Source organism: Streptomyces roseicoloratus, from assembly GCF_004117935.1.
In the GTDB taxonomy this organism is placed as follows: Bacteria; Actinomycetota; Actinomycetes; order Streptomycetales; family Streptomycetaceae; genus Streptomyces; species Streptomyces roseicoloratus.
Window position 1 is genome coordinate 1 of record NZ_SDOY01000137.1, and the last position, 21,804, is coordinate 21,804.

Here is a 21,804-nt window from a genome sequence, read left to right on the forward strand (position 1 = left end):
CCCCCGGCCGCCGTGCCGTCCGCGCAGGCACCCGCCGCGCAGTCGGCCGCAGCGACGGCACCCGCGCCCGCCCCTGCGCCTGCCACCGCCCCCGCGCCCACACCCCCTTCTGCTCCCACCTCCACCGCCGCCCCCGCACCCGTCCCCTCTCCCGCCCCCGCGTGGCCCGAGGCCGGTGGCGGTGCCCCCGTGGCGGAGGCGCCGCCCGCGCAGAACGGTCTGCCGGGCCAGCGGCTCGGCGGCATGCCCGTCAACCCGGCGCCCGCCCCGGCCTCCTGGGCCCCGCAGCCTCCCGCTCCGACCGTCCCTCAGGCCCCGGTGCAGCCCCAGCCCCAGCCCCAGCAGCAGGCGCAGCCGGCCGCCCCCGCGGCGCAGGACCCGCAGCCCGTGGTGCCGTGGAAGCCGCCCGTCGAGGACGTCTTCCTGTCGGCCGCGCGGGCGCAGGCCGCGGCGAAGCCCGCCGGGCTCGGGCGGCGGCTGCTGGCGCGGATCGTCGACGGGATCGTGCTCGGCGCGCTGGTCGGCGCCGTCTCGTACCCCTTCGTCACCGCCGCGCTCCAGCACATCGACGAGAAGATCGAGGCCGCCAAGCAGACCGGCGTCACCGTCCAGGTCTGGCTGATCGACGGCACCACCTCCGTGCAGCTCGGGATCGTGCTCGCCGCCTTCCTCGTGCTCGGCGCGCTGTACGAGGCGCTGCCCACGTCCCGGTGGGGCCGCACGCTCGGCAAGAAGCTGTGCGGGATCGAGGTCCGGGACATCGAGGCGCACGAACCGCCCGCCTTCGGCGCCGCGCTGCGCCGCTGGCTGCTGTACGCGGTGCTCGGGCTGCTCGGCATCGGCCTGTTCAACGTCATCTGGTGCCTGTTCGACCGGCCTTGGCGCCAGTGCTGGCACGACAAGGCGGCCGGCACCTTCGTCGCCCGCTAGCGCCGACTTGGGCAGCCCCAGGACGTCCGCCAGCGCCGTCCTGGGCGGCTCCCCAGGCCATCCGCCGGCGCCGTCCTGGGCGGCCCCTCCAAGCACCCGCCGCCTCCGCGCAGGCTGACCACCCGTCCGTCCGCCCGCCGTTCCCCCGAACGGCGGGCGATCGATTGCGGGGGTGCGGTGCCCGGGATGCACTGCCCCCATGAGCAACGATCAGCCGCCGCCGCCCCCAGGTCAGCCGCCCGACGACGATCCCTTCCGCAAGCGCCCGCCGGACCAGCCCCCGCCTTCCGGCGACCGGCCCCCGCCTCCGGGCGGACAGCCCCCGCCCTCCGGTGACCAGCCTCCGCCGGGCAACCCGTACGGGACACCTCCGCCGCCACCGCCGTCCGGTGGAGGCGACCCGTACGGGGGAGGCGGTGGTCCGTACGGCGGAGGCGGTGGTCCGTACGGCGGAGGCGGTGGCCCGTACGGGGGCGATCCGTACGGCGGCGGGCCCTACGGCGGTGGCGATCCGCTCGCCGGGATGCCGCCGCTCGCCGACTCCGGCAGGCGCATCGCCGCCCGGGTCATCGACTGGCTGATCGTCGCCGTGCCGCTCGCCATCATCGGCATCCCGTTCAAGGTGTACGACCGTGCCACCGACGGCAGCGACTGGGACGACACCGTCAACAGTCTGAACGGCGGTGGGCAGCTGGTCTTCCAGCTGATCACGATCGTGGCGTACGTCGCCTACGACACCGTCATGACCGCCAACAAGGGCCAGACCCTCGGCAAGAAGTGGATGAAGCTACGGGTCGCGATGCTCAACGACGGCTCCACGCCGCCGATGAACGCCTCGCTCATCCGCGCCGTCGTGCTCTGGCTGCCCGCGCTGATCTGCTGCGCCTGTCTGTGGCCGCTGCTCCTGCTGATCCTGATCCTCGTGGACAAGCCGTACAAGCAGGGCCTTCACGACAAGGCGGCCAAGACGGTGGTGGTGTCCGTACCGCAGTAGCCGCGGCTCGCCGCGGACCAAGCACCCGAAAGGGGCGCGCGGTTACGAACCGATCCGGGTGTCCGCCCCGGCCCCCACGGGCGCGGCGGGCACCCGGATCTCCTCGTTCGCGAGGGTGGGCGAAGTGGTGGCGGCGGGGGTCTTGACGTGCCGCGTCCGCACCGGCATCGTCACGGCCACCAGCAGCCCGAGCAGCAGGCCCGCGGCGCAGATCGCCGCGATGCCGGGCGTCGTGGTCGTGCCGGAGAGCAGCAGCAGGGCGACGGTCGAGAGCACGACGGTGGCCGAACCGTAGGCGTACTGTGCGGCGTTCGGTCGCTGCATGGCGGTTACCGTCCCTCGGGGCGCGTGGCGGGTGCGACTCTACGACGGTGGATGCCCGGCCGCACCGGAAGTAAGCGTGACCTAACCCACGTCGCCGATGCACGGGGGGCGCAGGGGCGCACAGACCCGGCGAATATGCGGCCGATGGACGTTAGTTCCATGTTCGACTATCGGAACCCGACTCCCGCATAGTGCACTTGGCCTGTTCAAGTCAAGATCTGGCTTTTCTGCTTCAACTCCGGTCGAATGTCGTCACTTGTGACGCGTCACCCGCTCGGCGGACACCCCACCACCGATCCGCCGATTGAGGTGCGCCGGGGAGGACAGAAACAAGTGAACAACAGACGACGGGCGATCCGTACGTCCGCGATCGTCGTGGCGCTCGCCGCCACGGCCGCCACCGCCTCGACCCTCGGTACCGCGTGGGCCGCCGATCACGACTCGGCGCCGGCCGCTGCCGCGGCCGCGCGGGCGAACGCCGTGGACGCGACCTCGGTCGACCACGACCTCGAGGGTCCGTTCAGCAAGCAGCAGGAGCAGCAGCGCAAGGCCGCCATCGAGCAGGTGCTCAAGGGCGAGACCAAGGTCGAGCGCCGCAACGGCTCCCAGGTGGTCAAGCTCGACAGCAAGAAGTACGTCGAGATGGCCCGCGAGAAGACCGACAAGATCTTCACCATCCTCGTCGAGTTCGGCGACCAGGTGGACAACACCACCCTCGTCGACCGCAAGGACGACGAGACGGACGAGCTGAAGCCGAAGTACGGCGGCCAGCCCGGCCCGCTGCACAACCAGATAGCCAAGCCGGACCGCAAGAAGGACAACTCGACGGCCTGGCAGGCGGACTACAACCGCCAGCACTTCCAGGACCTGTACTTCGGGACCGGCAAGGACAAGAAGGGCAACCAGAAGCAGTCCCTGAAGACCTACTACGAGCGGACCTCGTCCGGCCGTTACTCGGTCGACGGCACGGTCACCGACTGGGTCAAGGTCCCGTACAACGAGGCCCGCTACGGCTCGAACTACTGCGGCCAGCACAACTGCTCCAACGTCTGGGACACCGTCCGTGACGGCGTCACCGCCTGGGTCGCCGACCAGAAGGCCAAGGGCCGCACCGACGCCCAGATCAAGGCCGACCTGGCGCAGTACGACCAGTGGGACCGGTACGACTTCGACGGCGACGGCAACTTCAACGAGCCCGACGGCTACATCGACCACTTCCAGATCGTCCACGCGGGCGAGGACGAGTCGGCCGGCGGCGGCGCCGAGGGCTCGGACGCGCTGTGGGCGCACCGCTGGTACGCGTACGGCACCGACGCGGGCAAGACCGGCCCGGCGCACAACAAGGCCGGTGGCACCCAGATCGGCGACACCGGCATCTGGGTCGGCGACTACACGATGCAGCCGGAGAACGGCGGCCTCGGCGTCTTCGCCCACGAGTACGGTCACGACCTCGGTCTGCCGGACCTGTACGACACCGCCGGTGGCGAGAACTCGACCGGTTTCTGGACCCTGATGTCGTCCGGTTCCTGGCTCGGCATGGGCAAGGACAGCATCGGCGACATGCCGGGCGACATGAACGCGTGGGACAAGCTCCAGCTCGGCTGGCTGAACTACGCCAAGGTCAGCGACTGGCAGCGCGGCACCAAGACGACCCACAAGCTGGGCGTCGCGGAGTACAACACCAAGCTGCCGCAGGCGCTCCTCGTCGAGCTGCCGAAGAAGGCCGTCACCACCGAGATCGTGGCCCCCGCCGAGGGTGCCACCCAGTGGTGGAGCCAGATGGGTGACGACCTCAAGAACACCCTGACCCGTTCCGTCGACCTGACCGGCAAGTCGTCGGCCTCCCTGGAGCTCCAGGGCTGGTACGACATCGAGCTGGACTACGACTACCTCTACACCGAGGTGTCGACGGACGGCGGCGCCAACTGGACCGCCGTGGACGGCACCGCCGACGGCAAGCCGATCGCGCGCGACGCGTCCGGCGCCCCGGCGCTGACCGACGTCTCCGGCAAGCACCAGAAGCTGGTCTACGACCTCAACGCCTACGCGGGCAAGAAGGTCGACCTCCGCTTCCGCTACCAGACGGACGGCGGCGCGGGCGGCAAGGGCTTCGTGGCCGACGCCATCACGCTGACCGCCGACGGCGCCACCGTCTTCTCGGACAACGCCGAGAACGGTGCCAACGGCTGGACCGCCAAGGGCTTCGAGCGCATCGGCAAGGGCTTCACGAAGGAGTACGAGCAGTACTACATCGCGGAGAACCGCCAGTACGTGTCGTACGACCAGACCCTCAAGGTCGGCCCGTACAACTTCGGCTGGACCGGTGACAAGGCCAGCTGGGTCGAGCACTACCCGTACCAGAACGGTCTGCTGATCTGGAAGTGGGACCTGTCCCAGAAGGACAACAACACCTCCCAGCACCCGGGCAAGGGTCTGATCCTCCCGATCGACTCGCACCCGAGCCCGCTGAAGTTCCGTGACGGCAGCCTGATGCGCAACCGCGTCCAGGCCTACGACTCGCCGTTCACGATCGCCCGTACGGACGGCTTCCAGCTGCACCTGAAGAACGAGGCGTCGTGGGTCCCGTCGCAGGCCGGCAACCCGGTCTTCGACGACAAGAAGGGCGTGTACTGGTTCGCCGAGAACCCGCGCGCCGGTGTCCAGGTTACTGACACCAACACCAAGATCCAGGTCGTCAAGGAGCCGAAGAACGGCCAGACCGTCACGGTCCAGGTCGGCCCCTCGGTGAAGTAACACCCAATTCTCCTGCATCATTGCAGGTCAGAGCATGATCGGCCGTCGCCCTCTAGCGGGCGGCGGCCGATCGTGTTTAGGTGCGTCATACGGCCCCGGCCGTCCGACCTTATTGACAGTAGTTCCACGGGGGAGTGGTTCCGCATGCCCAACGGAGGGTTCAGCAGGCTGCCGGGAGGCAGCGTCGTCGTGGCCATAGGACTGCCCAGTCCGGCCGGCGACGGCGCCACCGTGCGCTTCCTGGTGCACGCGGCGAACCGGGCCCGCGCCCTGACCCGGCTGCGGAACCTGGGCCTGCGCGCGGTCTACCTCCGCGGCAACACCGAGCCGCCCACCCCGGACGAGATCACGGCCGTGCTGCACCATCCGGAGGGGCTGCTGTGGCGGAGCACGGCCCAGGAGCTCTGGCACCCGGTCCGCTCCCTCCCGAAGGCCCCGGCGGCCTGAGACGCCGCCGCGGGGCCCGTGCCCCGACGGCGTCGTGACGAGGGCGGCGGGGCGCCGGCGCCCGTGCTACGACGCCACGACCGGCTTGCCGGTCAGCACCACGCCCGCCGCGCGCAGCTCCTCCAGGGCCCGGTCGGTGGTCTCCTTCGCGACGCCGGCGGTCAGGTCGAGCAGCACATGGGTGCGGAAGCCCTCACGGGCCGCGTCCAGGGCGGTGGCGCGGACGCAGTGGTCGGTGGCGATGCCGACCACGTCGACCTCGGTGACCTTGCGGGCGCGCAGCCAGTCGGCGAGCGTGCTGCCGTTCTCGTCGCGGCCCTCGAAACCGCTGTACGCGGCCTCGTAGGCGCCCTTGTCGAAGACGGCGTCGATCGCGCCGCTGGCGACGGCGGGCGCGAAGTTCGGGTGGAAGCCGACGCCTTCGGTTCCGGCCACGCAGTGCCGCGGCCAGGACGAGACGTAGTCCGGGTGGTCCGAGAAGTGGTCGCCCGGGGCGACGTGGTGGTCGCGGGTGGCCACGACGTGCTGGTAGGCGGCGCCGCCCGCCGCCCCGACCAGCTCGGTCACGGCGGCGGCGACATCGGCACCTCCCGCCACCGCGAGGCTGCCGCCCTCGCAGAAGTCGTTCTGAACGTCCACAACGATCAATGCGCGGTGCATGGCGGGTGTCCTTAGCGAGGCGGCCTGGAGTCGGATTCGAGCCTAGAGACTTCCCCCTCCCTTCGGGAGGGGGCGCTCGGGGCGTGCGGTCATGTCCGGCGGACCGGCGGGTCCGGCGGGCGGTCCGGCGGCCCGCCGAAGCGGCACGCCCGCCGGACCGGGGTGACGTCTTGCCGTGGGTCTTCAGCCGTGACGTCTTCTTGCCGTGACGTCTTCGGCTCGGCCGTGGGTCTTCAGCCGTGACGTCTTCGGCTCGGCCGTGGGTCTTCGGCCGTGGGTCTTCGGCCTACGCGTACGCGGTCGGCTGGACCGGTCAGGCGTACTCGGTCGGCAGGACCGGTTCGCCGCGCGACAGCTGCGTCGCCGACAGCGGCAGCCCGGCGCGGGCCGCGATGTGCCGGGCCCTGGCGGCCTCCAGCGGTTCGCGGGCCACCACGTCGCCGCCCTTGACCAGCTCGACGAGCAGCTGCCGGTCGACCAGCTCCGGCGGGACGGGGCCGGTGCCGACCACCTCGGCCTCGGCGACGCCGGCGGCGTCGGTCCGGCGGGCGGCCCACTTGCGGCCGCCGACGGAGGCCTTGCCGCCCACGGACTTCTTGGCGACCGGGACCAGCGGGGCCTTCCGGTCGGCGGAGGCGGCCCGGGCCACCAGCTTGTAGACCATGGAGCAGGTCGGGTGGCCGCTGCCGGTGACCAGCTGGGTGCCGACGCCGTACGCGTCGACCGGCGCGGCCGCGAGCGAGGCGATGGCGTACTCGTCGAGGTCGGAGGTGACCACGATCCGGGTGTCCGTGGCGCCGAGCTCGTCGAGCTGCGCCCGCACCCGGTGGGCGACGAGCAGCAGGTCGCCGGAGTCGATCCGGACGGCCCCGAGCTCCGGGCCGGCCACCTCCACGGCGGCGCGGACGGCCTCGGCCACGTCGTAGGTGTCGACCAGGAGCGTGGTGCCGCGGCCCAGCGAGTCGACCTGGGCGCGGAAGGCGTCGCGCTCGGTGTCGTGCAGCAGCGTGAAGGCGTGGGCGGAGGTGCCCACGGTCGGGATGCCGTAGCGGAAGCCGGCGGCCAGGTCGGAGGTGGAGTCGAAGCCGCCCACGTAGGCGGCGCGCGCGGAGGCGACGGCGGCCAGCTCGTGGGTGCGCCGGGCGCCCATCTCGATGAGGCGGCGGCCCCCGGCGGCCGAGGACATCCGGGAGGCCGCGGCGGCGATCGCGGAGTCGTGGTTGAGGATCGAGAGGATCACGGTCTCGAGGAGCACGCACTCGGCGAAGGAGCCCTCGACCCGCAGGACCGGCGAGCCGGGGAAGTAGACCTCGCCCTCGGGGTAGCCCCAGATGTCGCCGGAGAAGCGGTAGCGGGCGAGCCAGGCGAGGGTCGGCTCGTCGACGATGCCGCGCTCGCGCAGGAAGTCGAGCACCGCGTTGTCGAAGCGGAAGTTCTCGACGGCGTCCAGGACCCGTCCGACGCCCGCCACCACGCCGTAGCGCCGCCCCTCGGGCAGTCGGCGGGTGAAGACCTCGAACACGGACCGGCGGTCCGCGGTGCCGGCCCTGAGGGCCGCCTGGAGCATCGTCAGCTCGTACTGATCCGTGAAGAGCGCGGTCGACGGAACGCCCACCCGTCGCCCACCACCGCCCTTCTTCGGACGCGCTTCGCGCACTTCTTCGTTCGGCAGCCCAAGGTCCGCAGCGTTCATGCGATGAGCGTACCGCAGTATTCGTCAGATTGACGAATACTGGTTCGCCGCATGGGTGACCCGTTTGTGCGACGGGCCCCTCGGGGTGGCAGCATGGGGTGAGTGAGCGTTGCGCCTATCGAGATCGAGCGGACCGAGTCGGCCGAGGAGGTCTCCGCCGTCGTCGAACCGGACGTGCCGTGGGTGACCATCGTCCACAACGACCCGGTCAACCTGATGAGCTATGTCACCTACGTCTTCCAGGCGTACTTCGGCTACTCCAAGGACAAGGCGCACAAGCTGATGCTCGACGTGCACAACAAGGGCCGCGCGGTGGTCTCCAGCGGCACCCGCGAGGAGATGGAACGCGACGTGCAGGCGATGCACGGCTACGGCCTGTGGGCGACCCTCTCGCAGGACCGCGGCTGATGGCGGGGCAGTTCGAGGCCCTCCCGGGCGGCGGCGCGGCCGTCGCGCTCGACGAGGTCGAGATCTCCATCCTGCGGTCCTTCGCCGTCCAGCTGATGGAGCTGATCGGCCCGGGCGACGAGCCGGTCGAGGGCGAGGACCCGCTCGCCGCGCTGTTCGCCGAGGGCCCGAGCGAGCCGCCCTCCGATCCGGCGCTGCGCCGGCTCTTCCCCGACGCGTACGGGGACGACACCGACGAGCTGCGGCAGGCGGCGGCGGACTTCCGCCGCTACACCGAGAACGACCTGCGGGCCCGCAAGCGCGACGACGCGCTCTCGGTGGTGCGCAGCCTGGACGCGCTCGCCTCCGCGGCGGCCGGCGAGGGCGGCGGCGTCCTCAAGCTCACCGCGGACGAGTCCCGCGCCTGGCTCGGCGCGCTCAACGACCTGCGGCTGACCATCGGCACCCGGCTCGAGGTCACGGACGACGACGAGAGCGAGGCGCTGTACCGGCTGCCGGACGACGATCCGCGCAAGCCGATGGTGATGGCGTACCTCTGGCTCGGTGGACTCCAGGAGTCGCTCGTCGAGACCCTGATGCCGTAGGGGCGGCGCGCCCCTTTCCGGCTACCGGCGAGTACCGGCCCGCCCGGGTCGGCGTTCGCTCAGCGGACGCTCAAATCCGGATAACGAATACGTTATCCAGCCGCCCTCCCTTGCCCTGCCGGGTCCCGTTTGTCCGGATTTTCGAGTGACGCGGGTCACACGCACATGCGTCGATCCCCGTGAACAGCGTGATAAATCTTCACGACCACCCGGGGACGCCACCCCTGTCCCCGGGGGCGCTTCGACCGGCTGACCGCCGGTGGCACTCCATCCACATCCGGGGGGATCAGGACCTGATCCGCAGCACGAACGGCCCAGCGGCCGGTGCGCGGATCAGCATGGAGAAAGGCGCACCACCATGACCTCAGTGCAGGTCGACAAGCAGCACGACGGCAATGAGGCCGCGGACACCGCAGCCGGCGAGGGCTATCACCGGGCCCTCGGCGCACGTCAGATCCAGATGATCGCCATCGGCGGCGCCATCGGCACCGGCCTCTTTCTCGGCGCCGGCAAGGGCATCTCCATCGCGGGACCCAGCCTGATCCTCGCGTACGCCATCGCGGGCGTCGTCATCTTCTTCATCATGCGGGCGCTCGGCGAGCTCCTCATGTACCGCCCGGTGTCGGGCTCGTTCTCGGAGTACGCGCGGCAGTTCGTCGGCCCCTTCGCGGGCTTCGTGACCGGCTGGACGTACTGGCTCTTCTGGGTCGTCACCGGCATCACCGAGGTCACCGCCGCGGCCACCTACATGACGTACTGGTGGGACATCCCGCAGTGGCTCTCCGCCCTGGTCTTCACCGTCGTCCTCTACCTCGCCAACCTGATCTCCGTGAAGCTCTTCGGCGAGCTGGAGTTCTGGTTCTCGATGGTCAAGGTCACCGCGATCGTCGGCATGATCCTGATCTGCGCCGGCATCCTCACCCTGGGCTTCTCCGACGCCGGCGACACCGCCTCGATCACCCACCTGTGGGACCTCGGCGGCTTCTTCGCCGGGGAGAACGGCATCGCCTCCACCCTCATGACCCTCCAGATGGTCATGTTCGCCTTCCTCGCCGTCGAGCTGGTCGGCGTGACCGCCGGCGAGTCCAAGGACCCGAAGACCGTCCTGCCCAAGGCCATCAACACCGTGCCGTGGCGCATCGCCGTCTTCTACGTCGGCGCGCTGATCATGATCCTGTCGGTCGTCCCGTGGACCGAGTTCAAGCCCGGCGTCTCGCCGTTCGTCGCCGCCTTCGAGAAGATGGGCCTCGGCGTCGGCGCGGCCATCGTCAACTTCGTCGTCCTCACGGCCGCGCTGTCCTCCTGCAACTCCGGCATGTACTCCACCGGCCGCATGCTGCGCGACCTCGCGCTCAACGGGCAGGGCCCGAAGTTCTTCACCAGGCTGACGAAGAGCGGCACCCCGCTGATCGGCACCACCTTCTCCGCCGCGCTGATGATGGTCGGCGTCTGGATCAACTACCAGTGGCCCGGCGACGCGTTCAACTACGTCGTCTCCTTCGCCACCATCTCCGGCATGTGGGCCTGGATCATGATCCTGGTCTGCCACGTCCGCTACCGCCTCAAGGCCGACCGCGGCGAGCTGCCCGAGTCCTCCTTCAAGGCGCCCGGCGGCATCTGGGCCAGCCTCTTCGCCCTCGCCTTCATCGGCATGGTCATCGTCCTGATGGGCATCGACGAGGGTGCCCGCGTCTCGCTGTACTGCGCGCCGCTGTGGGGCCTGCTGCTCGGCGTCGCCTACCTGGTCCTCAAGGCCCGCAACCCCGAGAGCGCCGCCTTCACCAAGCAGTCGGCAGAGCGCTGACCTGCAAGGTCTCAGCATCCGGGCCGTCTCGTATCGAACCTCGATACGAGACGGCCCGTCTGCTTATCCTGTCGGCATGCTGACCCTCACCCGAGCCCTGTACGACCGGATCGTGGAACACTCCCGCGCGGACCACCCCGACGAGGCCTGCGGCGTGGTCGCGGGACCGGCCGGCACGGGCCGCCCCGAGCGCTTCATCCCCATGCTCAACGCGGCGCGCTCGCCCACCTTCTACGAGTTCGACTCCGGCGACCTGCTGAAGCTCTACCGCGAGATGGACGACCGGGACGAGGAGCCCGTGATCATCTACCACTCGCACACGGCGACCGAGGCCTACCCGTCCCGCACCGACATCTCCTACGCCAACGAGCCGCAGGCGCACTACGTCCTCGTCTCCACCGCCGACACCGACGGCGCCGGCCCCTTCCAGTTCCGCTCGTACACGATCGTCGACGGCGTCGTGGAGGAGGAAGAGGTCGAGATCGTCGAGGCGTACGAGCAGACCCGGGCGTGCGGGCCCGCCCGAGCCGACGAGTAGTCTGAGCGCGACCTTCAGGGCGGCAGGATCCAGGAAGCCGGTGCGACTCCGGCGCGGTCCCGCCACTGTGACCGCCCCGACGGCCCGCCCGGCCCCAGCGCCGGACGGGCCGCGGTGGTGCGAGCCAGGAACTGACCTGCCGCCTTCTCACCACCGATCGGGGACGTGGAAATCCCCGGAGGAGGCCACCGCCGTGACCTGGCGCCGCCCGCTGCTGCCCGCGCTCGCCCTCATACCCCTGCTCGCCGCCTGCTCCGCGCCGGTGCCCGAGGGCAGGGACGCCCGGCCCGAACACGCCCCGCCCGGCTTCCCGTACACCGTCACCAACTGCGGCGTGACCCTCACCTACCAGGACCCGCCGACGAGCGCGGTGACCCTGAACCAGCACACCACCGAGATCATGCTGGCCCTCGGCCTGGAAGACTCCATGGTCGGCACCGCCTACCTCGACGACGCGATCCTGCCCGCCTACCGCAAGGCGTACGACAGCGTCCCCGTCCTCGCCGAGGAGTACCCCTCCAAGGAGGAGCTGTTCCTCTCCGGCGCCGACTTCGTCTACGGCGGCTACGCCTCCGCCTTCGACGCCAAGGCCGGCCGCGGCCGCGAGGAGATGAAGGCCGACGGCAGGGACTCCCGCCTCAACGTCGAGTCCTGCGCCACCGGCCGCGTCACCTTCGACGACCTCCACCGCGAGATCACCGAGGTCGGCCGCACCTTCGGCGTCCCCGAACGCGCCGAGAAGTGGAACCGCGAGGCCCGCGCCACGCTCGCCGCCACCGCCCGGCGGCTCAAGGGCACGCCGCCCGTGTCCGTCTTCGTCTACGACAGCGGCGACAAGACCGCCTTCACCGCCGGCGGCAAGGGCATCGGCAACGAACTGATCACCCGCGCCGGCGGCCGCAACGTCTTCGCCGACCTCGACAAGACCTTCGGCGACGCCACCTGGGAACAGGTCGTCGCCCGCAAGCCCGAGGTCGTCGTCATCTACGACTACGGCTCCACCACCGTCGAGCAGAAGAAGAAGCGGCTCCTCGACGACCCCGCCCTGCGCGAGGTCCCCGCCATCAAAAACCGCCGCTTCGCCGTGCTGCCGCTCTCCGACACCGTGCTCGGCGTCCGCGCGCCCGCCGCCGTCGGCAAGCTCGCCGCCCAGCTGCACCCCGGCCGGTGAAGCGGTACGCGACCGTCGTCGCCGCCCTGCTCCTGGCGCTCGCCGCGGCCGTCGTCGCCTCGCTGGCGCTCGGCTCCGTCCGCATCCCGCCCGGCCAGGTGCTCGACGCCCTGACCGGCCGGGCCGCGCCCTCCCCGTACCGGACGATCGTGCTCGACGTCCGGCTGCCCCGGGTGCTGCTCGGCGCCGTCGTCGGCGCCGGACTCGCCGTCGTCGGCACCGTCCTGCAGGCCCTGGTCCGCAACCGGCTCGCCGACCCGTTCCTGCTCGGCATCTCCTCCGGGGCCTCCGCGGGCGCCGTCGCCGTGATCGTCCTCGGCGTCGGAGGCGGCATCACCACCACCGTCGCCCTGCCCGCCGGTGCCTTCGCCGGCTCCCTGCTCGCCCTCGTCCTCGTCTACGGCCTGGCCCGGCGCGGCGGCACCATGACCGGGCCCCGGCTCGTCCTGGCCGGGGTCGCCGTCTCGTACGTGCTGTCCGCGCTGACCACCCTGCTCCTGGTCGTCGCCGGCCGCCCCGAGCAGTTCCAGGAAGCCCTGTTCTGGTCCCTCGGCGGCCTCGGCAGCGCCCGCTGGGACAGCCTGCTGCTGCCCGCCGCCGTCCTCGCCGCCGGCACCGGCGCCCTGCTCACCCTCGCCAGGCCGCTCGACCTGCTGCTCACCGGCGAGGAGGGCGCGACCGTCCTCGGCCTGGACACCGCCCGCTTCCGCGCCGCCGTCTTCGTCCTCGCCTCGCTGGTCACCGCCGTCCTCGTCGCCGCCAGCGGAGCCGTCGGCTTCGTCGGCCTGATGGTCCCGCACGCCGCCCGCGCCGTCGTCGGCGCACCCCACCGCCGGCTGCTGCCCGTCGCCGCGCTCGGCGGTGCGGTCGCCCTGGTCGTCGCCGACCTGGCCGCCCGGACCGCCGCCGCGCCGCAGGACATTCCCGTCGGCGTGCTCACCGCGCTCATCGGCGGCCCGTTCTTCCTCTGGCTGATGCGCCGCCGACCCGAAGGAGCGGCCCTGTGACCGAACTGCGCGTCGAAGCCCTGTCGTTCGAGGACCGGCTGCGCGAGGCGGACCTCGTCGTCCGTCCCGGCGAGACCGTCGGCCTCGTCGGCCCCAACGGCAGCGGCAAGACCACCCTGCTGCGCTGCGTCTACGGCACCCTCGCCGCCACCTCCGGCCGCGCCCTGCTCGACGGCGACGACCTGCGCGCGATGGGGCCGCGGGCGCGGGCCCGGCGGGTGGCGACCGTGCCGCAGGAGAGCTCCGCCGAGTTCGAACTGACCGTCCGCGAACTGGTCGCCCTCGGCCGCTCCCCGCACAAGCGGTTCTGGGAGGGCGACAGCGCCGCGGACCTCGCCCGGGCCGACGCGGCCCTGGACCGGGTCGGCATCCGGCACCTCGCCGACCGCCCGTACCCCGGGCTCTCCGGCGGCGAACGCCAGCGGGCGCTGGTCGCCCGGGCCCTGGTCCAGGACCCTGCCCTGCTGGTCCTCGACGAGCCCACCAACCACCTGGACATCCGCTACCAGCTCGAAGTCCTCGGCCTCGTCCGTCACCTGGGCACCAGCAACCTCCTCGCCCTGCACGACCTCACCCTCGCCGGGGCGTACTGCGACCGCCTCTACGTGCTGGAGCGGGGAAGGGTGGTCGCCGAGGGCCCGCCGCAGGACGTCCTCACGCCCGGGCTCCTGCGGACGGTCTACGGGGTGGAAGCCGAGGTCATGCCGCATCCCCGCACCGGAACCCCGCTTGTCGTTTATCTGCCGAGTCCGCCAGCCGAACGCAAACTGTCCGCCATGTGAGATCACATTCCGAAACCCGGACCGGGAATCGATACGATGACCGCATGGTTTCCCACGACGTGAGCGAAGAGACGCCGAGCACCGCCCTGCTCGCCACGTCCGCCGACGCTCCGTTCGCCTCCGCGTTGCTCGGGGCCTTCGGAGGCGGCGCGGCACGCCTGCACGTCGACCTGTGCCGACTCGCCAGCGCGATCTGTCCTTCTCGCGCCGAGCTCTGACGACCGGCCCGAGCGCACCTCAGCACGACCCCCTGCCGCGCGGGGGCCCCACGCGCGCGCCCACCACGCCACCCGCCCCGCCCCTTCCGACAGGAGCCCACGCCATGGCCATCGAGGTCCGCATCCCGACCATCCTCCGCACCTACACCGACGGCGCCAAGGCCGTCGAGGGCAGCGGTGAGACCCTCGCCGAGCTCCTCGCCGACCTGGAGTCCCGCCACGCCGGGATCGAGGCCCGCATCGTCGACGGCGACAAGCTGCGCCGCTTCGTCAACGTCTACCTCAACGACGAGGACGTCCGCTTCCTCGACGGCATCGACACCAAGCTCTCGGACGGCGACAACGTGACGATCCTGCCGGCCGTCGCCGGCGGCATGGTCTGAGCGGCCGGCACCCGATGCGTTACGACTCCCCGCTCGCGGCGGTCGGCAACACGCCGCTGGTCCGGCTGCCCAGGCTCTCCCCGTCGGACGACGTCCGCATCTGGGCCAAGCTGGAGGACCGCAACCCCACCGGCTCGGTCAAGGACCGCCCCGCGCTCCACATGATCGAGCAGGCCGAGAAGGACGGCCGGCTCACCCCCGGCTGCACCATCCTCGAACCGACCAGCGGCAACACCGGCATCTCGCTCGCCATGGCGGCCCGGCTCAAGGGCTACCGCATCGTGTGCGTCATGCCGGAGAACACCAGCGAGGAGCGCCGGCAGCTGCTCGCCATGTGGGGCGCCGAGATCGTCCCCTCGCCGGCCGCCGGCGGCTCCAACACGGCCGTACGCGTCGCCAAGGAGCTCGCGGAGCAGAACCCCGACTGGGTGATGCTCTACCAGTACGGCAACGAGGCCAACGCGGGCGCCCACTACGCCACCACCGGCCCGGAGATCCTCGCCGACCTGCCCTCCGTCACCCACTTCGTGGCGGGCCTCGGCACGACCGGCACCCTCATGGGCGTCGGCCGCTACCTGCGCGAGCACAAGCCCGACGTCAAGATCGTCGCCGCGGAACCCCGCTACGACGACCTCGTCTACGGCCTGCGCAACCTCGACGAGGGCTTCGTCCCCGAGCTGTACGACGCCTCCGTCCTCACCACCCGCTTCTCCGTCGGCTCCGCCGACGCGGTCACCCGCACCCGCGAGCTCCTGCAGCAGGAGGGCATCTTCGCGGGCGTCTCGACGGGCGCGGCCCTCCACGCCGCCATCGGCGTCGGCAGGAAGGCCCTGAAGGCGGGGGAGCAGGCCGACATCGTCTTCGTGGTCGCGGACGGCGGCTGGAAGTACCTGTCGACGGGCGTCTACACGGCCAAGACGACGGAAGAGGCCATCGAAACGCTCCAGGGCCAGCTCTGGGCGTGAGAGCGCCGGGCCCGAGAGCCCTCGGTCCGAGAACTCCGGGGCTGAGGGCTCCGGGATTGAGGGCTCCGGGATTGAGGGCTCCGGGGTTGAGGGTCTGAGACCCCTCGGGCCCTCCGGGGCTCTTTGGCCTTCGGGGTTCCTTGGCCCTCCGGGGGTTCTTTGGCCTCCGGGGTTCTTTGGCCCTTCGGGCCTCTCGGGCCTCGGAGGCCCTCGGCCCTTCCGGGGCCTCCGCCCCCTACCGGGCCAGGTGGCGGACCTGGTCCCAGATCACCGGGTCCGCCGTTCCCACCTTGCGGCGGAACTCCCACACCCGTACGTCCCGCAGCTCGTCCGTCTCCAGGAAGCTCGGGCGGCCCTGGGCGTCGCCCACCGAGCCGGGGGGCAGCGGGATCACGCCCGGGCGCTCGTCGTGGTACTTGCTGGTGATCTTGGCGACCAGGGCGCGGTCCCCGCGCAGGGCCAGGACCAGGCACGGCCGGTCCTTCGAACCCGGGCCGTCCTCGAAGGGCACGTCCGCCCACCAGATCTCACCCGGCCGCGGCAGCCGCTCCGGCACCCGCCCCCGCGGGCCCGCCGGCCTCGGCGGCCGGCCGGGCGGGCGGGTACGCCCCGCGGGCCGCCGGCCCGCCCGGCGCCGCCCGTCGGCGATCGCCACGACGAGCGCGAGCACCACCACCGCGACCAGCGCGGGCCACCACGACGTGTCCATACCTCAAGACGGTACCGCCGCGCACGCCGCGACGCCGCGACGCCCCGCCATCCATCCGAACCGGTGACAGGGCCCGTGAGTTCGCCCACAACCGGCCACCACGGAGGAGCGACCGGCCGCCACGCGCCGTACGCTCGACTGACCGCACGACCTCCCCTCTCAGCGCGCTTACGCACCCGTCCACGGAGGTTCACGCTCCATGAAGCTCACCGTCGTCGGCTGCTCCGGGTCGTTCCCGTCCGCGGAATCGGCCTGCTCGAGCTACCTCGTCGAGGCCGACGGCTTCCGGCTGCTCCTCGACATGGGCAACGGCGCCCTCGGCGAGCTTCAGCGCCACATCGGTCTCTACGACCTCGACGCGATCTTCCTCAGCCATCTGCACGCCGACCACTGCATCGACATGTGCGGCTACTTCGTCGCCCGTTACTACCGGCACGACGGCGGCCGCTGCGACGCCCTGCCCGTGTACGCCCCCGAGGGCGCCGAGCAGCGGCTGACCACGGCGTACGCGGACACGCCGTCGGCCGGCGCGATGGGCGAGGTCTTCGACTTCCGGACGCTGTCCTCCGGCACCTTCGACCTCGGCCCCTTCCGGGTCCGTACGGAGAAGGTGGCGCATCCCGTCGAGGCGTTCGGCATCCGGGTCGAGCACGGCGGCCGGGTGCTCGCCTACTCGGGTGACACCGGGGTCTGCGACTCCCTCGACGAGCTGGCGGCGGGCGCCGACCTGTTCCTGTGCGAGGCGTCCTTCACCCACGGCAAGGAGGACATCCCGGCCCTCCACCTCAACGGCCGCGAGGCCGGTGCCCACGCCGCCCGCGCCGGGGTCGGCCGGCTGGTCCTGACCCACATCCCGCCGTGGACGGACGGCGCCCGCAACCTGGCCGACGCCCGCGAGGTCTACCCGGGCCCGGCGGAACTCGCGCGGGTGGGCGCGGTCTACGAGATCTGAGGATCCGGGCCGCGCGGGCCGAAGCCCCGCCCGGCCGGACGGCCGAAGCCCCCGCCTTCGAAGAGAAGGGCGGGGGCTTCGGCGTGCGAGGCGAAGAAGAGGGGGAGACTACTTCGCCTCCGCCTTCTCCAGCTCGGCGAGCTCCTCGTCGGACTCGCGGCCCGGCGTCGGAAGGTTGAACTTGGTGATCGCGAAGCGGAAGACCACGTAGTAGACGCCGGCGAAGCAGAGGCCGACCAGCGCCAGACCCCACGGGTTCGAGGCGATGCCCAGGTTGAGGAAGAAGTCGACCGCGCCGGCGGAGAAGCCGAAGCCGTCCTTCATGCCCAGGGCCCAGGTCAGCGCCATCGAGACACCGGTCAGCACCGCGTGGAGCGCGTAGAGCACCGGGGCGATGAACATGAACGTGAACTCGATCGGCTCGGTCACACCGGTGACGAAGGAGGTGAGCGCGAGGGAGAACATCATGCCGCCGACGACCTTGCGCCGCTCCGGACGGGCGCAGTGGACGATCGCGAGGCAGGCCGCCGGGAGGGCGAACATCATGATCGGGAAGAAGCCGGTCATGAACTGTCCGGCGGACGGGTCGCCCGCCAGGAAGCGGGCGATGTCGCCGCTCTTGCCGTTGAACTCCCCGGCCTGGAACCACGGGAAGGAGTTCAGCAGGTGGTGCATGCCGACCGGGATCAGCGCACGGTTGGCGACACCGAAGATGCCCGCGCCGACGGCGCCGGAGTTGACCAGGCTCTCGCCGAACCAGTGCAGACCGGAGCCGAGCCACGGCCAGATCAGGCCGAACACGATGCCGGCGAGCAGACCGGCGAAGGCGGACAGGATCGGGACGAGGCGGCGGCCACCGAAGAAGCCGGCCCAGTCCGGCAGCTTGGTGCGGTAGAAGCGCTGGTAGAGGAGGGCGACGATGAGGCCCATGACCACGCCGCCGAGCACCTTGGCGTCGACCGCCTGCTCCACGAGGACGATCTTGCCGTCGACGATGGCTTCCTTCTTGGGCAGGTTGCTGTCCGTGAAGGTGCCGAGCACGCTCTTGAAGACCAGGTAACCGGCCACGGCCGCGAGGGCGGTGGAGCCGTCCGACTTCTTCGCGAAGCCGATCGCGATGCCGACGGCGAACAGCAGCGCCATGTTGTCGAGCAGGGCGCTGCCGCCGGCGTTCATATAGCCGGCGATCTTGGTGATGAACTCCGGGAAGGATTCCCTGCCGAGCATGTCGGGCTGGCCGAAACGGACCAGAAGCGCGGCGGCGGGCAGCACCGCGACCGGCAGCATGAGGCTGCGGCCGATGCGCTGCATGACGGCCATCACGCCGCCGCCCTTCTTCTTGTCGGCCGCGGGAGCGGCGGTTGCCGTAGACACAACTTCCTCCAGTGGGCAAGGCGCCGCCGGGGACAGGTCCTACGGGGGTGACGGCGGCGTCTCGGGAACGCGGTGGTCTGCGACCGCGTGGTCTACACCAATGAGTGGTGTAGACCAGTTGTAGCACGTGAGACTTAGATAAGGAACCTGTGAATTTCTCCGGCTCGGCCCGAGCCGGACGGCGCGCGACGGAAGGCCCCTGGACGACAGGTCCAGGGGCCTTCGAATGCCGGTCTTGCGGTGGGTTTCCGGTGCCCGTTCCCCGGGCTTTTCCCGCCTCCGGCCTTCGGTCGTTCGGTTCGGATACCCGGTCTCGGTCCCGCCGTGGTCTCGCCGCGTACGGGCTACGGCTTCGTGACGTCCCGTTCCATCTGCTCCTCCAGCTCCTCCGGCTCGCGCCCGGGCGTCGGAAGGTCGAACTTGGTGATGGCGAAGCGGAAGATCACGTAATAGACGAGGGCGAAGCCCAGACCGATCGGGATGATCAGCCACGGTTTCGTCGCCAGGTTCCAGTTGATCACGTAGTCGATCAGTCCCGCCGAGAAGCTGAACCCGTCCTTCACGCCCAGCGCCCAGGTCAGCGCCATCGACACACCGGTCAGGACGGCGTGGACCGCGTACAGCAGCGGCGCGATGAAGAGGAACGAGTACTCGATCGGCTCGGTGATGCCCGTGACGAACGAGGTCAGCGCCACCGACAGCATCATGCCGCCCACCTCCTTGCGCCGGTGCGGCTTGGCGCAGTGGGTGATCGCCAGCGCCGCCGCCGGCAGCGCGAACATCATGATGGGGAAGAAGCCGGTGGTGAACTGACCGGCCTCCGGGTCGCCCGCCAGGAACATCGTGATGTCGCCGTGCACCACCTCCCCGTCCGGCTTGGTGTACGAACCGAACTGGAACCAGATCGGCACGTTCAGGAACTGGTGCAGACCGATCACCAGGAGCGCGCGGTTCGCCACGCCGAAGATGCCCGAACCCCAGGCGCCGAGGCCCACCAGCCAGTCGCTGAAGCTCTCCAGCGCGTCACCGATCGGCGGCCAGACCCACAGGCACAGCGAGGCGAAGGCGATGCCGACGAACGCCATGATGATCGGCACCAGCCGCCGGCCGTTGAAGAAGCCCAGCCAGTCCACCAGCTTCGTCCGGTGGAACCGCTGCCACAGGTACGCCGCGAACAGACCCATGATGATGCCGCCGAACACACCCGGGTTCTGATACGTGTACCCGGCGAACGAGTCGTCCGTGCCGAGGCAGCCGCCGTCGATGTCCTGCGTCCCCGGCGGACAGTCCTCCGGGAACTGGCGCAGCACGTTGAAGTAGACGAGGAAGCCGACCACCGCCGCCAGCGCGGTCGAACCGTCCGCCTTCTTCGCCATGCCGATCGCCACGCCGATGCAGAACAGCAGCGGAAGGCCCAGGCTGCCGTCGAGCAGCGCACCGCCCGCGCCGTCCATCACCTTGGCGACGTTGTCCCAGCCCAGACCGTCCGCACCGAACACGTCGGGCTGGCCGAGCCGGTTGATGATGCCGGCTGCCGGAAGGACCGCGATGGGCAGCTGAAGGCTGCGCCCCATCTTCTGCAGCCCCTGGAAGAAGCCGCCCCAGGTCGGCCTCCTCGATCCGGCGGTGGCGCTGGCGCTGGCGCTGCTCATCGGCATCCTCCTGGGGGCTGCGGATGCATACTGGTGTAGACCAGTTGCGGTAGGGTCCCGGTGGTCGTGCGGGGGCGGGCCGCCGGTGATCGTCATCATTCGGCAGAACGGCCGCATCCGCTCGCGAGGTTGGGCCAACCGTGGGTTACCGTGACAACGCGGACCACCGGTGCGCAGAACGGACAGGGAGAGACATATGGCCAGCAAGGCTGAGAAGATCGTCGCCGGCCTCGGCGGCATCGACAACATCGAAGAGGTCGAAGGCTGCATCACCCGGCTCCGCACCGAGGTGGCCGACGCCAGCCTCGTCGACGAGGCCGCTCTCAAGGCCGCCGGCGCCCACGGCGTCGTGAAGATGGGCACCGCCATCCAGGTCGTCATCGGCACCGACGCCGACCCGATCGCCGGCGAGATCGAAGACATGATGTGACCGGCTGACACCGGCCGAGCGGCCGACGCCGCCGCTCACATCGCCAAGGGGCCCGTTCCGGCAGGGGAACGGGCCCCTCGGTCGTCTCTCGGCCGCCCCCGGTCGTCCCCCGCCGCCCCCCGGTCGTCTCCTGGGTCCGCCGGCCGCCCCTCGGCCGCCGCCCGGCGACTCCCTCGGTCCTACGCGGAGCAGGTCCACCGGCATCGGCCCGGATCCCGGAACAACGCCCTCCGTCGCACCGCTACGCTCAAGGCATGTCTCGTATCGACGGCCGTACGCCCGAACAGCTCCGCCCCGTCACCATCGAACGCGGATGGAGCAAGCACGCCGAGGGCTCCGTCCTCATCGCCTTCGGCGACACGAAGGTCTTCTGCACCGCCTCCGTCACCGAAGGCGTACCCCGCTGGCGCAAGGGCAGCGGCGAAGGCTGGGTCACCGGCGAGTACTCCATGCTCCCCCGCTCCACCAACACCCGCGGCGACCGCGAATCCGTCCGCGGCAAGATCGGCGGCCGCACCCACGAGATCTCCCGCCTCATCGGCCGCTCCCTGCGCGCCGTCATCGACTACAAGGCGCTCGGCGAGAACACCATCGTCCTCGACTGCGACGTCCTCCAGGCCGACGGCGGCACCCGCACCGCCGCCATCACCGGCGCGTACGTGGCACTCGCCGACGCCGTCGCCTGGGCCCAGGGCAAGAAGCTCGTCAAGGCCGGCCGCAAGCCCCTCACCGGCACCGTCGCCGCCGTCTCCGTCGGCATCGTCGACGGCGTGCCCCTCCTCGACCTCTGCTACGAGGAAGACGTCAGGGCCGACACCGACATGAACGTCGTCTGCACCGGCGACGGCCGCTTCGTCGAGGTCCAGGGCACCGCCGAGGCCGAGCCCTTCGACCGCAAGGAGCTCAACGCCCTCCTCGACCTCGCGTCCGGCGGCTGCGCCGAACTCGCCGAGATCCAGCGCAAGGCCCTCGAAGGAACTCTGTAGGACGCCACCGCGTCCTTCATGACACGGGCGCACGGGTCG

The 21,804-nt window shown here is 71.0% G+C and carries 23 protein-coding genes and 1 riboswitch; of the genes, 17 read left to right on the forward strand and 6 right to left on the reverse strand.

Annotated features, from left to right (window positions below; genetic code table 11):
* Both ESG85_RS21040 and ESG85_RS21045 read left to right on the forward strand, forming a co-directional pair.
* A partial coding sequence (locus ESG85_RS21040; RefSeq protein ID WP_246095201.1) for an RDD family protein occupies positions 1–930 on the forward strand: 930 nt, incomplete at its 5' end.
* A 199-nt stretch (positions 931–1,129) separates the two neighbouring features.
* Positions 1,130–1,924, forward strand: coding sequence for an RDD family protein (locus tag ESG85_RS21045; RefSeq protein ID WP_128981528.1), 795 nt, complete (start codon positions 1,130–1,132; stop codon positions 1,922–1,924).
* A gap of 42 nt (positions 1,925–1,966) precedes the next feature.
* Here the strand turns inward: ESG85_RS21045 and ESG85_RS21050 are convergent, their stop codons facing one another.
* Positions 1,967–2,248, reverse strand: a complete 282-nt coding sequence (locus tag ESG85_RS21050) for a hypothetical protein (RefSeq protein ID WP_128981530.1) — start codon at positions 2,246–2,248, stop codon at positions 1,967–1,969.
* 333 nt (positions 2,249–2,581) lie between these two features.
* Here ESG85_RS21050 and ESG85_RS21055 point away from each other — a divergent pair, with 333 nt between their 5' ends.
* Together ESG85_RS21055 and ESG85_RS21060 are read left to right on the forward strand one after the other, a co-directional pair.
* Positions 2,582–5,002, forward strand: a complete 2,421-nt coding sequence (locus tag ESG85_RS21055) for an immune inhibitor A domain-containing protein (RefSeq protein WP_128981532.1) — start codon at positions 2,582–2,584, stop codon at positions 5,000–5,002.
* A 144-nt stretch (positions 5,003–5,146) separates the two neighbouring features.
* Positions 5,147–5,449 carry a hypothetical protein gene (locus ESG85_RS21060; RefSeq protein ID WP_128981534.1) on the forward strand — a complete coding sequence of 101 codons (303 nt, stop codon included), beginning with the start codon at positions 5,147–5,149 and terminating at the stop codon, positions 5,447–5,449.
* Between the two features lie 66 nt (positions 5,450–5,515).
* On the opposite strand, the gene ESG85_RS21065 is transcribed toward ESG85_RS21060, so the two are convergent.
* Together ESG85_RS21065 and ESG85_RS21070 are read right to left on the reverse strand one after the other, a co-directional pair.
* Entirely contained in the window at positions 5,516–6,109 is a 594-nt protein-coding gene (locus tag ESG85_RS21065; protein ID WP_128981536.1) for an isochorismatase family protein, read from the reverse strand.
* Positions 6,110–6,422: 313 nt separating this feature from the next.
* On the reverse strand, positions 6,423–7,802 hold the full coding sequence (locus ESG85_RS21070) for a nicotinate phosphoribosyltransferase (protein WP_374050316.1): 1,380 nt from the start codon (positions 7,800–7,802) through the stop codon (positions 6,423–6,425).
* Positions 7,803–7,904: 102 nt separating this feature from the next.
* Between ESG85_RS21070 and clpS the strand changes: the two genes are divergently transcribed.
* The 10 genes from clpS (at position 7,905) to ESG85_RS21115 (ending at position 15,662) form a co-directional block, all read left to right on the forward strand.
* The gene (gene clpS / locus ESG85_RS21075) at positions 7,905–8,210 is read left to right on the forward strand and encodes an ATP-dependent Clp protease adapter ClpS (RefSeq protein WP_128981538.1); all 306 of its coding nucleotides are present in this window, start codon (positions 7,905–7,907) and stop codon (positions 8,208–8,210) included.
* Complete coding sequence (locus ESG85_RS21080; RefSeq protein WP_128981540.1) at positions 8,210–8,794, forward strand: DUF2017 domain-containing protein; 585 nt, start codon at positions 8,210–8,212, stop codon at positions 8,792–8,794. Before clpS ends, ESG85_RS21080 begins: the two co-directional genes overlap by 1 nt.
* 358 nt (positions 8,795–9,152) lie before the next feature.
* On the forward strand, positions 9,153–10,598 hold the full coding sequence (locus tag ESG85_RS21085) for an amino acid permease (protein ID WP_128981542.1): 1,446 nt from the start codon (positions 9,153–9,155) through the stop codon (positions 10,596–10,598).
* A 76-nt stretch (positions 10,599–10,674) separates the two neighbouring features.
* Complete coding sequence (locus tag ESG85_RS21090; protein ID WP_128981544.1) at positions 10,675–11,136, forward strand: M67 family metallopeptidase; 462 nt, start codon at positions 10,675–10,677, stop codon at positions 11,134–11,136.
* 7 nt (positions 11,137–11,143) lie between these two features.
* Positions 11,144–11,290, forward strand: a riboswitch (cobalamin riboswitch).
* Positions 11,291–11,329: 39 nt separating this feature from the next.
* Positions 11,330–12,307, forward strand: coding sequence for an ABC transporter substrate-binding protein (locus ESG85_RS21095; RefSeq protein WP_128981546.1), 978 nt, complete (start codon positions 11,330–11,332; stop codon positions 12,305–12,307).
* Entirely contained in the window at positions 12,304–13,314 is a 1,011-nt protein-coding gene (locus ESG85_RS21100) for a FecCD family ABC transporter permease (protein ID WP_128981548.1), read from the forward strand. The genes ESG85_RS21095 and ESG85_RS21100 overlap by 4 nt, the downstream gene beginning before the upstream one ends.
* Positions 13,311–14,096 (forward strand): ABC transporter ATP-binding protein, encoded by a 786-nt coding sequence (locus ESG85_RS21105; RefSeq protein WP_128981550.1) that lies wholly within the window; start codon positions 13,311–13,313, stop codon positions 14,094–14,096. Before ESG85_RS21100 ends, ESG85_RS21105 begins: the two co-directional genes overlap by 4 nt.
* Before the next feature lie 44 nt (positions 14,097–14,140).
* The gene (locus ESG85_RS35075; protein ID WP_164986287.1) at positions 14,141–14,314 is read left to right on the forward strand and encodes a putative leader peptide; all 174 of its coding nucleotides are present in this window, start codon (positions 14,141–14,143) and stop codon (positions 14,312–14,314) included.
* A 104-nt stretch (positions 14,315–14,418) separates the two neighbouring features.
* The gene (locus ESG85_RS21110; protein ID WP_128981552.1) at positions 14,419–14,697 is read left to right on the forward strand and encodes a MoaD/ThiS family protein; all 279 of its coding nucleotides are present in this window, start codon (positions 14,419–14,421) and stop codon (positions 14,695–14,697) included.
* A gap of 14 nt (positions 14,698–14,711) precedes the next feature.
* Positions 14,712–15,662 carry a PLP-dependent cysteine synthase family protein gene (locus ESG85_RS21115; protein ID WP_128981554.1) on the forward strand — a complete coding sequence of 317 codons (951 nt, stop codon included), beginning with the start codon at positions 14,712–14,714 and terminating at the stop codon, positions 15,660–15,662.
* Between the two features lie 235 nt (positions 15,663–15,897).
* Here ESG85_RS21115 and ESG85_RS21120 read toward each other — a convergent pair whose 3' ends face one another.
* Positions 15,898–16,371, reverse strand: a complete 474-nt coding sequence (locus ESG85_RS21120; RefSeq protein WP_128981556.1) for a type II toxin-antitoxin system PemK/MazF family toxin — start codon at positions 16,369–16,371, stop codon at positions 15,898–15,900.
* Positions 16,372–16,570: 199 nt separating this feature from the next.
* On the opposite strand from ESG85_RS21120, the gene ESG85_RS21125 reads away from it, so the two are divergent.
* Entirely contained in the window at positions 16,571–17,323 is a 753-nt protein-coding gene (locus ESG85_RS21125; protein ID WP_128981558.1) for an MBL fold metallo-hydrolase, read from the forward strand.
* A 108-nt stretch (positions 17,324–17,431) separates the two neighbouring features.
* Here ESG85_RS21125 and ESG85_RS21130 read toward each other — a convergent pair whose 3' ends face one another.
* Positions 17,432–18,697 carry a PTS transporter subunit EIIC gene (locus tag ESG85_RS21130; protein ID WP_128981560.1) on the reverse strand — a complete coding sequence of 422 codons (1,266 nt, stop codon included), beginning with the start codon at positions 18,695–18,697 and terminating at the stop codon, positions 17,432–17,434.
* A 344-nt stretch (positions 18,698–19,041) separates the two neighbouring features.
* Entirely contained in the window at positions 19,042–20,349 is a 1,308-nt protein-coding gene (locus ESG85_RS21135) for a PTS transporter subunit EIIC (protein ID WP_128981562.1), read from the reverse strand.
* A 196-nt stretch (positions 20,350–20,545) separates the two neighbouring features.
* On the opposite strand from ESG85_RS21135, the gene ESG85_RS21140 reads away from it, so the two are divergent.
* Both ESG85_RS21140 and rph read left to right on the forward strand, forming a co-directional pair.
* Complete coding sequence (locus tag ESG85_RS21140; protein ID WP_128981564.1) at positions 20,546–20,779, forward strand: PTS sugar transporter subunit IIB; 234 nt, start codon at positions 20,546–20,548, stop codon at positions 20,777–20,779.
* Between the two features lie 254 nt (positions 20,780–21,033).
* A complete protein-coding gene (gene rph, locus ESG85_RS21145; protein ID WP_128981566.1) occupies positions 21,034–21,765 on the forward strand; it encodes a ribonuclease PH in 732 nt (243 codons plus the stop codon).
* Positions 21,766–21,804 lie beyond the last annotated feature (39 nt).

Bases quoted from the DNA above. Each gene is read 5' to 3' on its own strand.
- ESG85_RS21045 (WP_128981528.1), top strand. From the start codon at position 1,130: ATGAGCAACGATCAGCCGCCGCCGCCCCCAGGTCAGCCGCCCGACGAC.
- ESG85_RS21050 (WP_128981530.1), bottom strand. From the start codon at position 2,248: ATGCAGCGACCGAACGCCGCACAGTACGCCTACGGTTCGGCCACCGTC.
- ESG85_RS21060 (WP_128981534.1), top strand. From the start codon at position 5,147: ATGCCCAACGGAGGGTTCAGCAGGCTGCCGGGAGGCAGCGTCGTCGTG.
- ESG85_RS21065 (WP_128981536.1), bottom strand. From the start codon at position 6,109: ATGCACCGCGCATTGATCGTTGTGGACGTTCAGAACGACTTCTGCGAG.
- ESG85_RS21070 (WP_374050316.1), bottom strand. From the start codon at position 7,802: ATGAACGCTGCGGACCTTGGGCTGCCGAACGAAGAAGTGCGCGAAGCG.
- ESG85_RS21080 (WP_128981540.1), top strand. From the start codon at position 8,210: ATGGCGGGGCAGTTCGAGGCCCTCCCGGGCGGCGGCGCGGCCGTCGCG.
- ESG85_RS21085 (WP_128981542.1), top strand. From the start codon at position 9,153: ATGACCTCAGTGCAGGTCGACAAGCAGCACGACGGCAATGAGGCCGCG.
- ESG85_RS21090 (WP_128981544.1), top strand. From the start codon at position 10,675: ATGCTGACCCTCACCCGAGCCCTGTACGACCGGATCGTGGAACACTCC.
- ESG85_RS35075 (WP_164986287.1), top strand. From the start codon at position 14,141: ATGGTTTCCCACGACGTGAGCGAAGAGACGCCGAGCACCGCCCTGCTC.
- ESG85_RS21110 (WP_128981552.1), top strand. From the start codon at position 14,419: ATGGCCATCGAGGTCCGCATCCCGACCATCCTCCGCACCTACACCGAC.
- ESG85_RS21115 (WP_128981554.1), top strand. From the start codon at position 14,712: ATGCGTTACGACTCCCCGCTCGCGGCGGTCGGCAACACGCCGCTGGTC.
- ESG85_RS21120 (WP_128981556.1), bottom strand. From the start codon at position 16,371: ATGGACACGTCGTGGTGGCCCGCGCTGGTCGCGGTGGTGGTGCTCGCG.
- ESG85_RS21125 (WP_128981558.1), top strand. From the start codon at position 16,571: ATGAAGCTCACCGTCGTCGGCTGCTCCGGGTCGTTCCCGTCCGCGGAA.
- ESG85_RS21135 (WP_128981562.1), bottom strand. From the start codon at position 20,349: ATGAGCAGCGCCAGCGCCAGCGCCACCGCCGGATCGAGGAGGCCGACC.
- ESG85_RS21140 (WP_128981564.1), top strand. From the start codon at position 20,546: ATGGCCAGCAAGGCTGAGAAGATCGTCGCCGGCCTCGGCGGCATCGAC.
- rph (WP_128981566.1), top strand. From the start codon at position 21,034: ATGTCTCGTATCGACGGCCGTACGCCCGAACAGCTCCGCCCCGTCACC.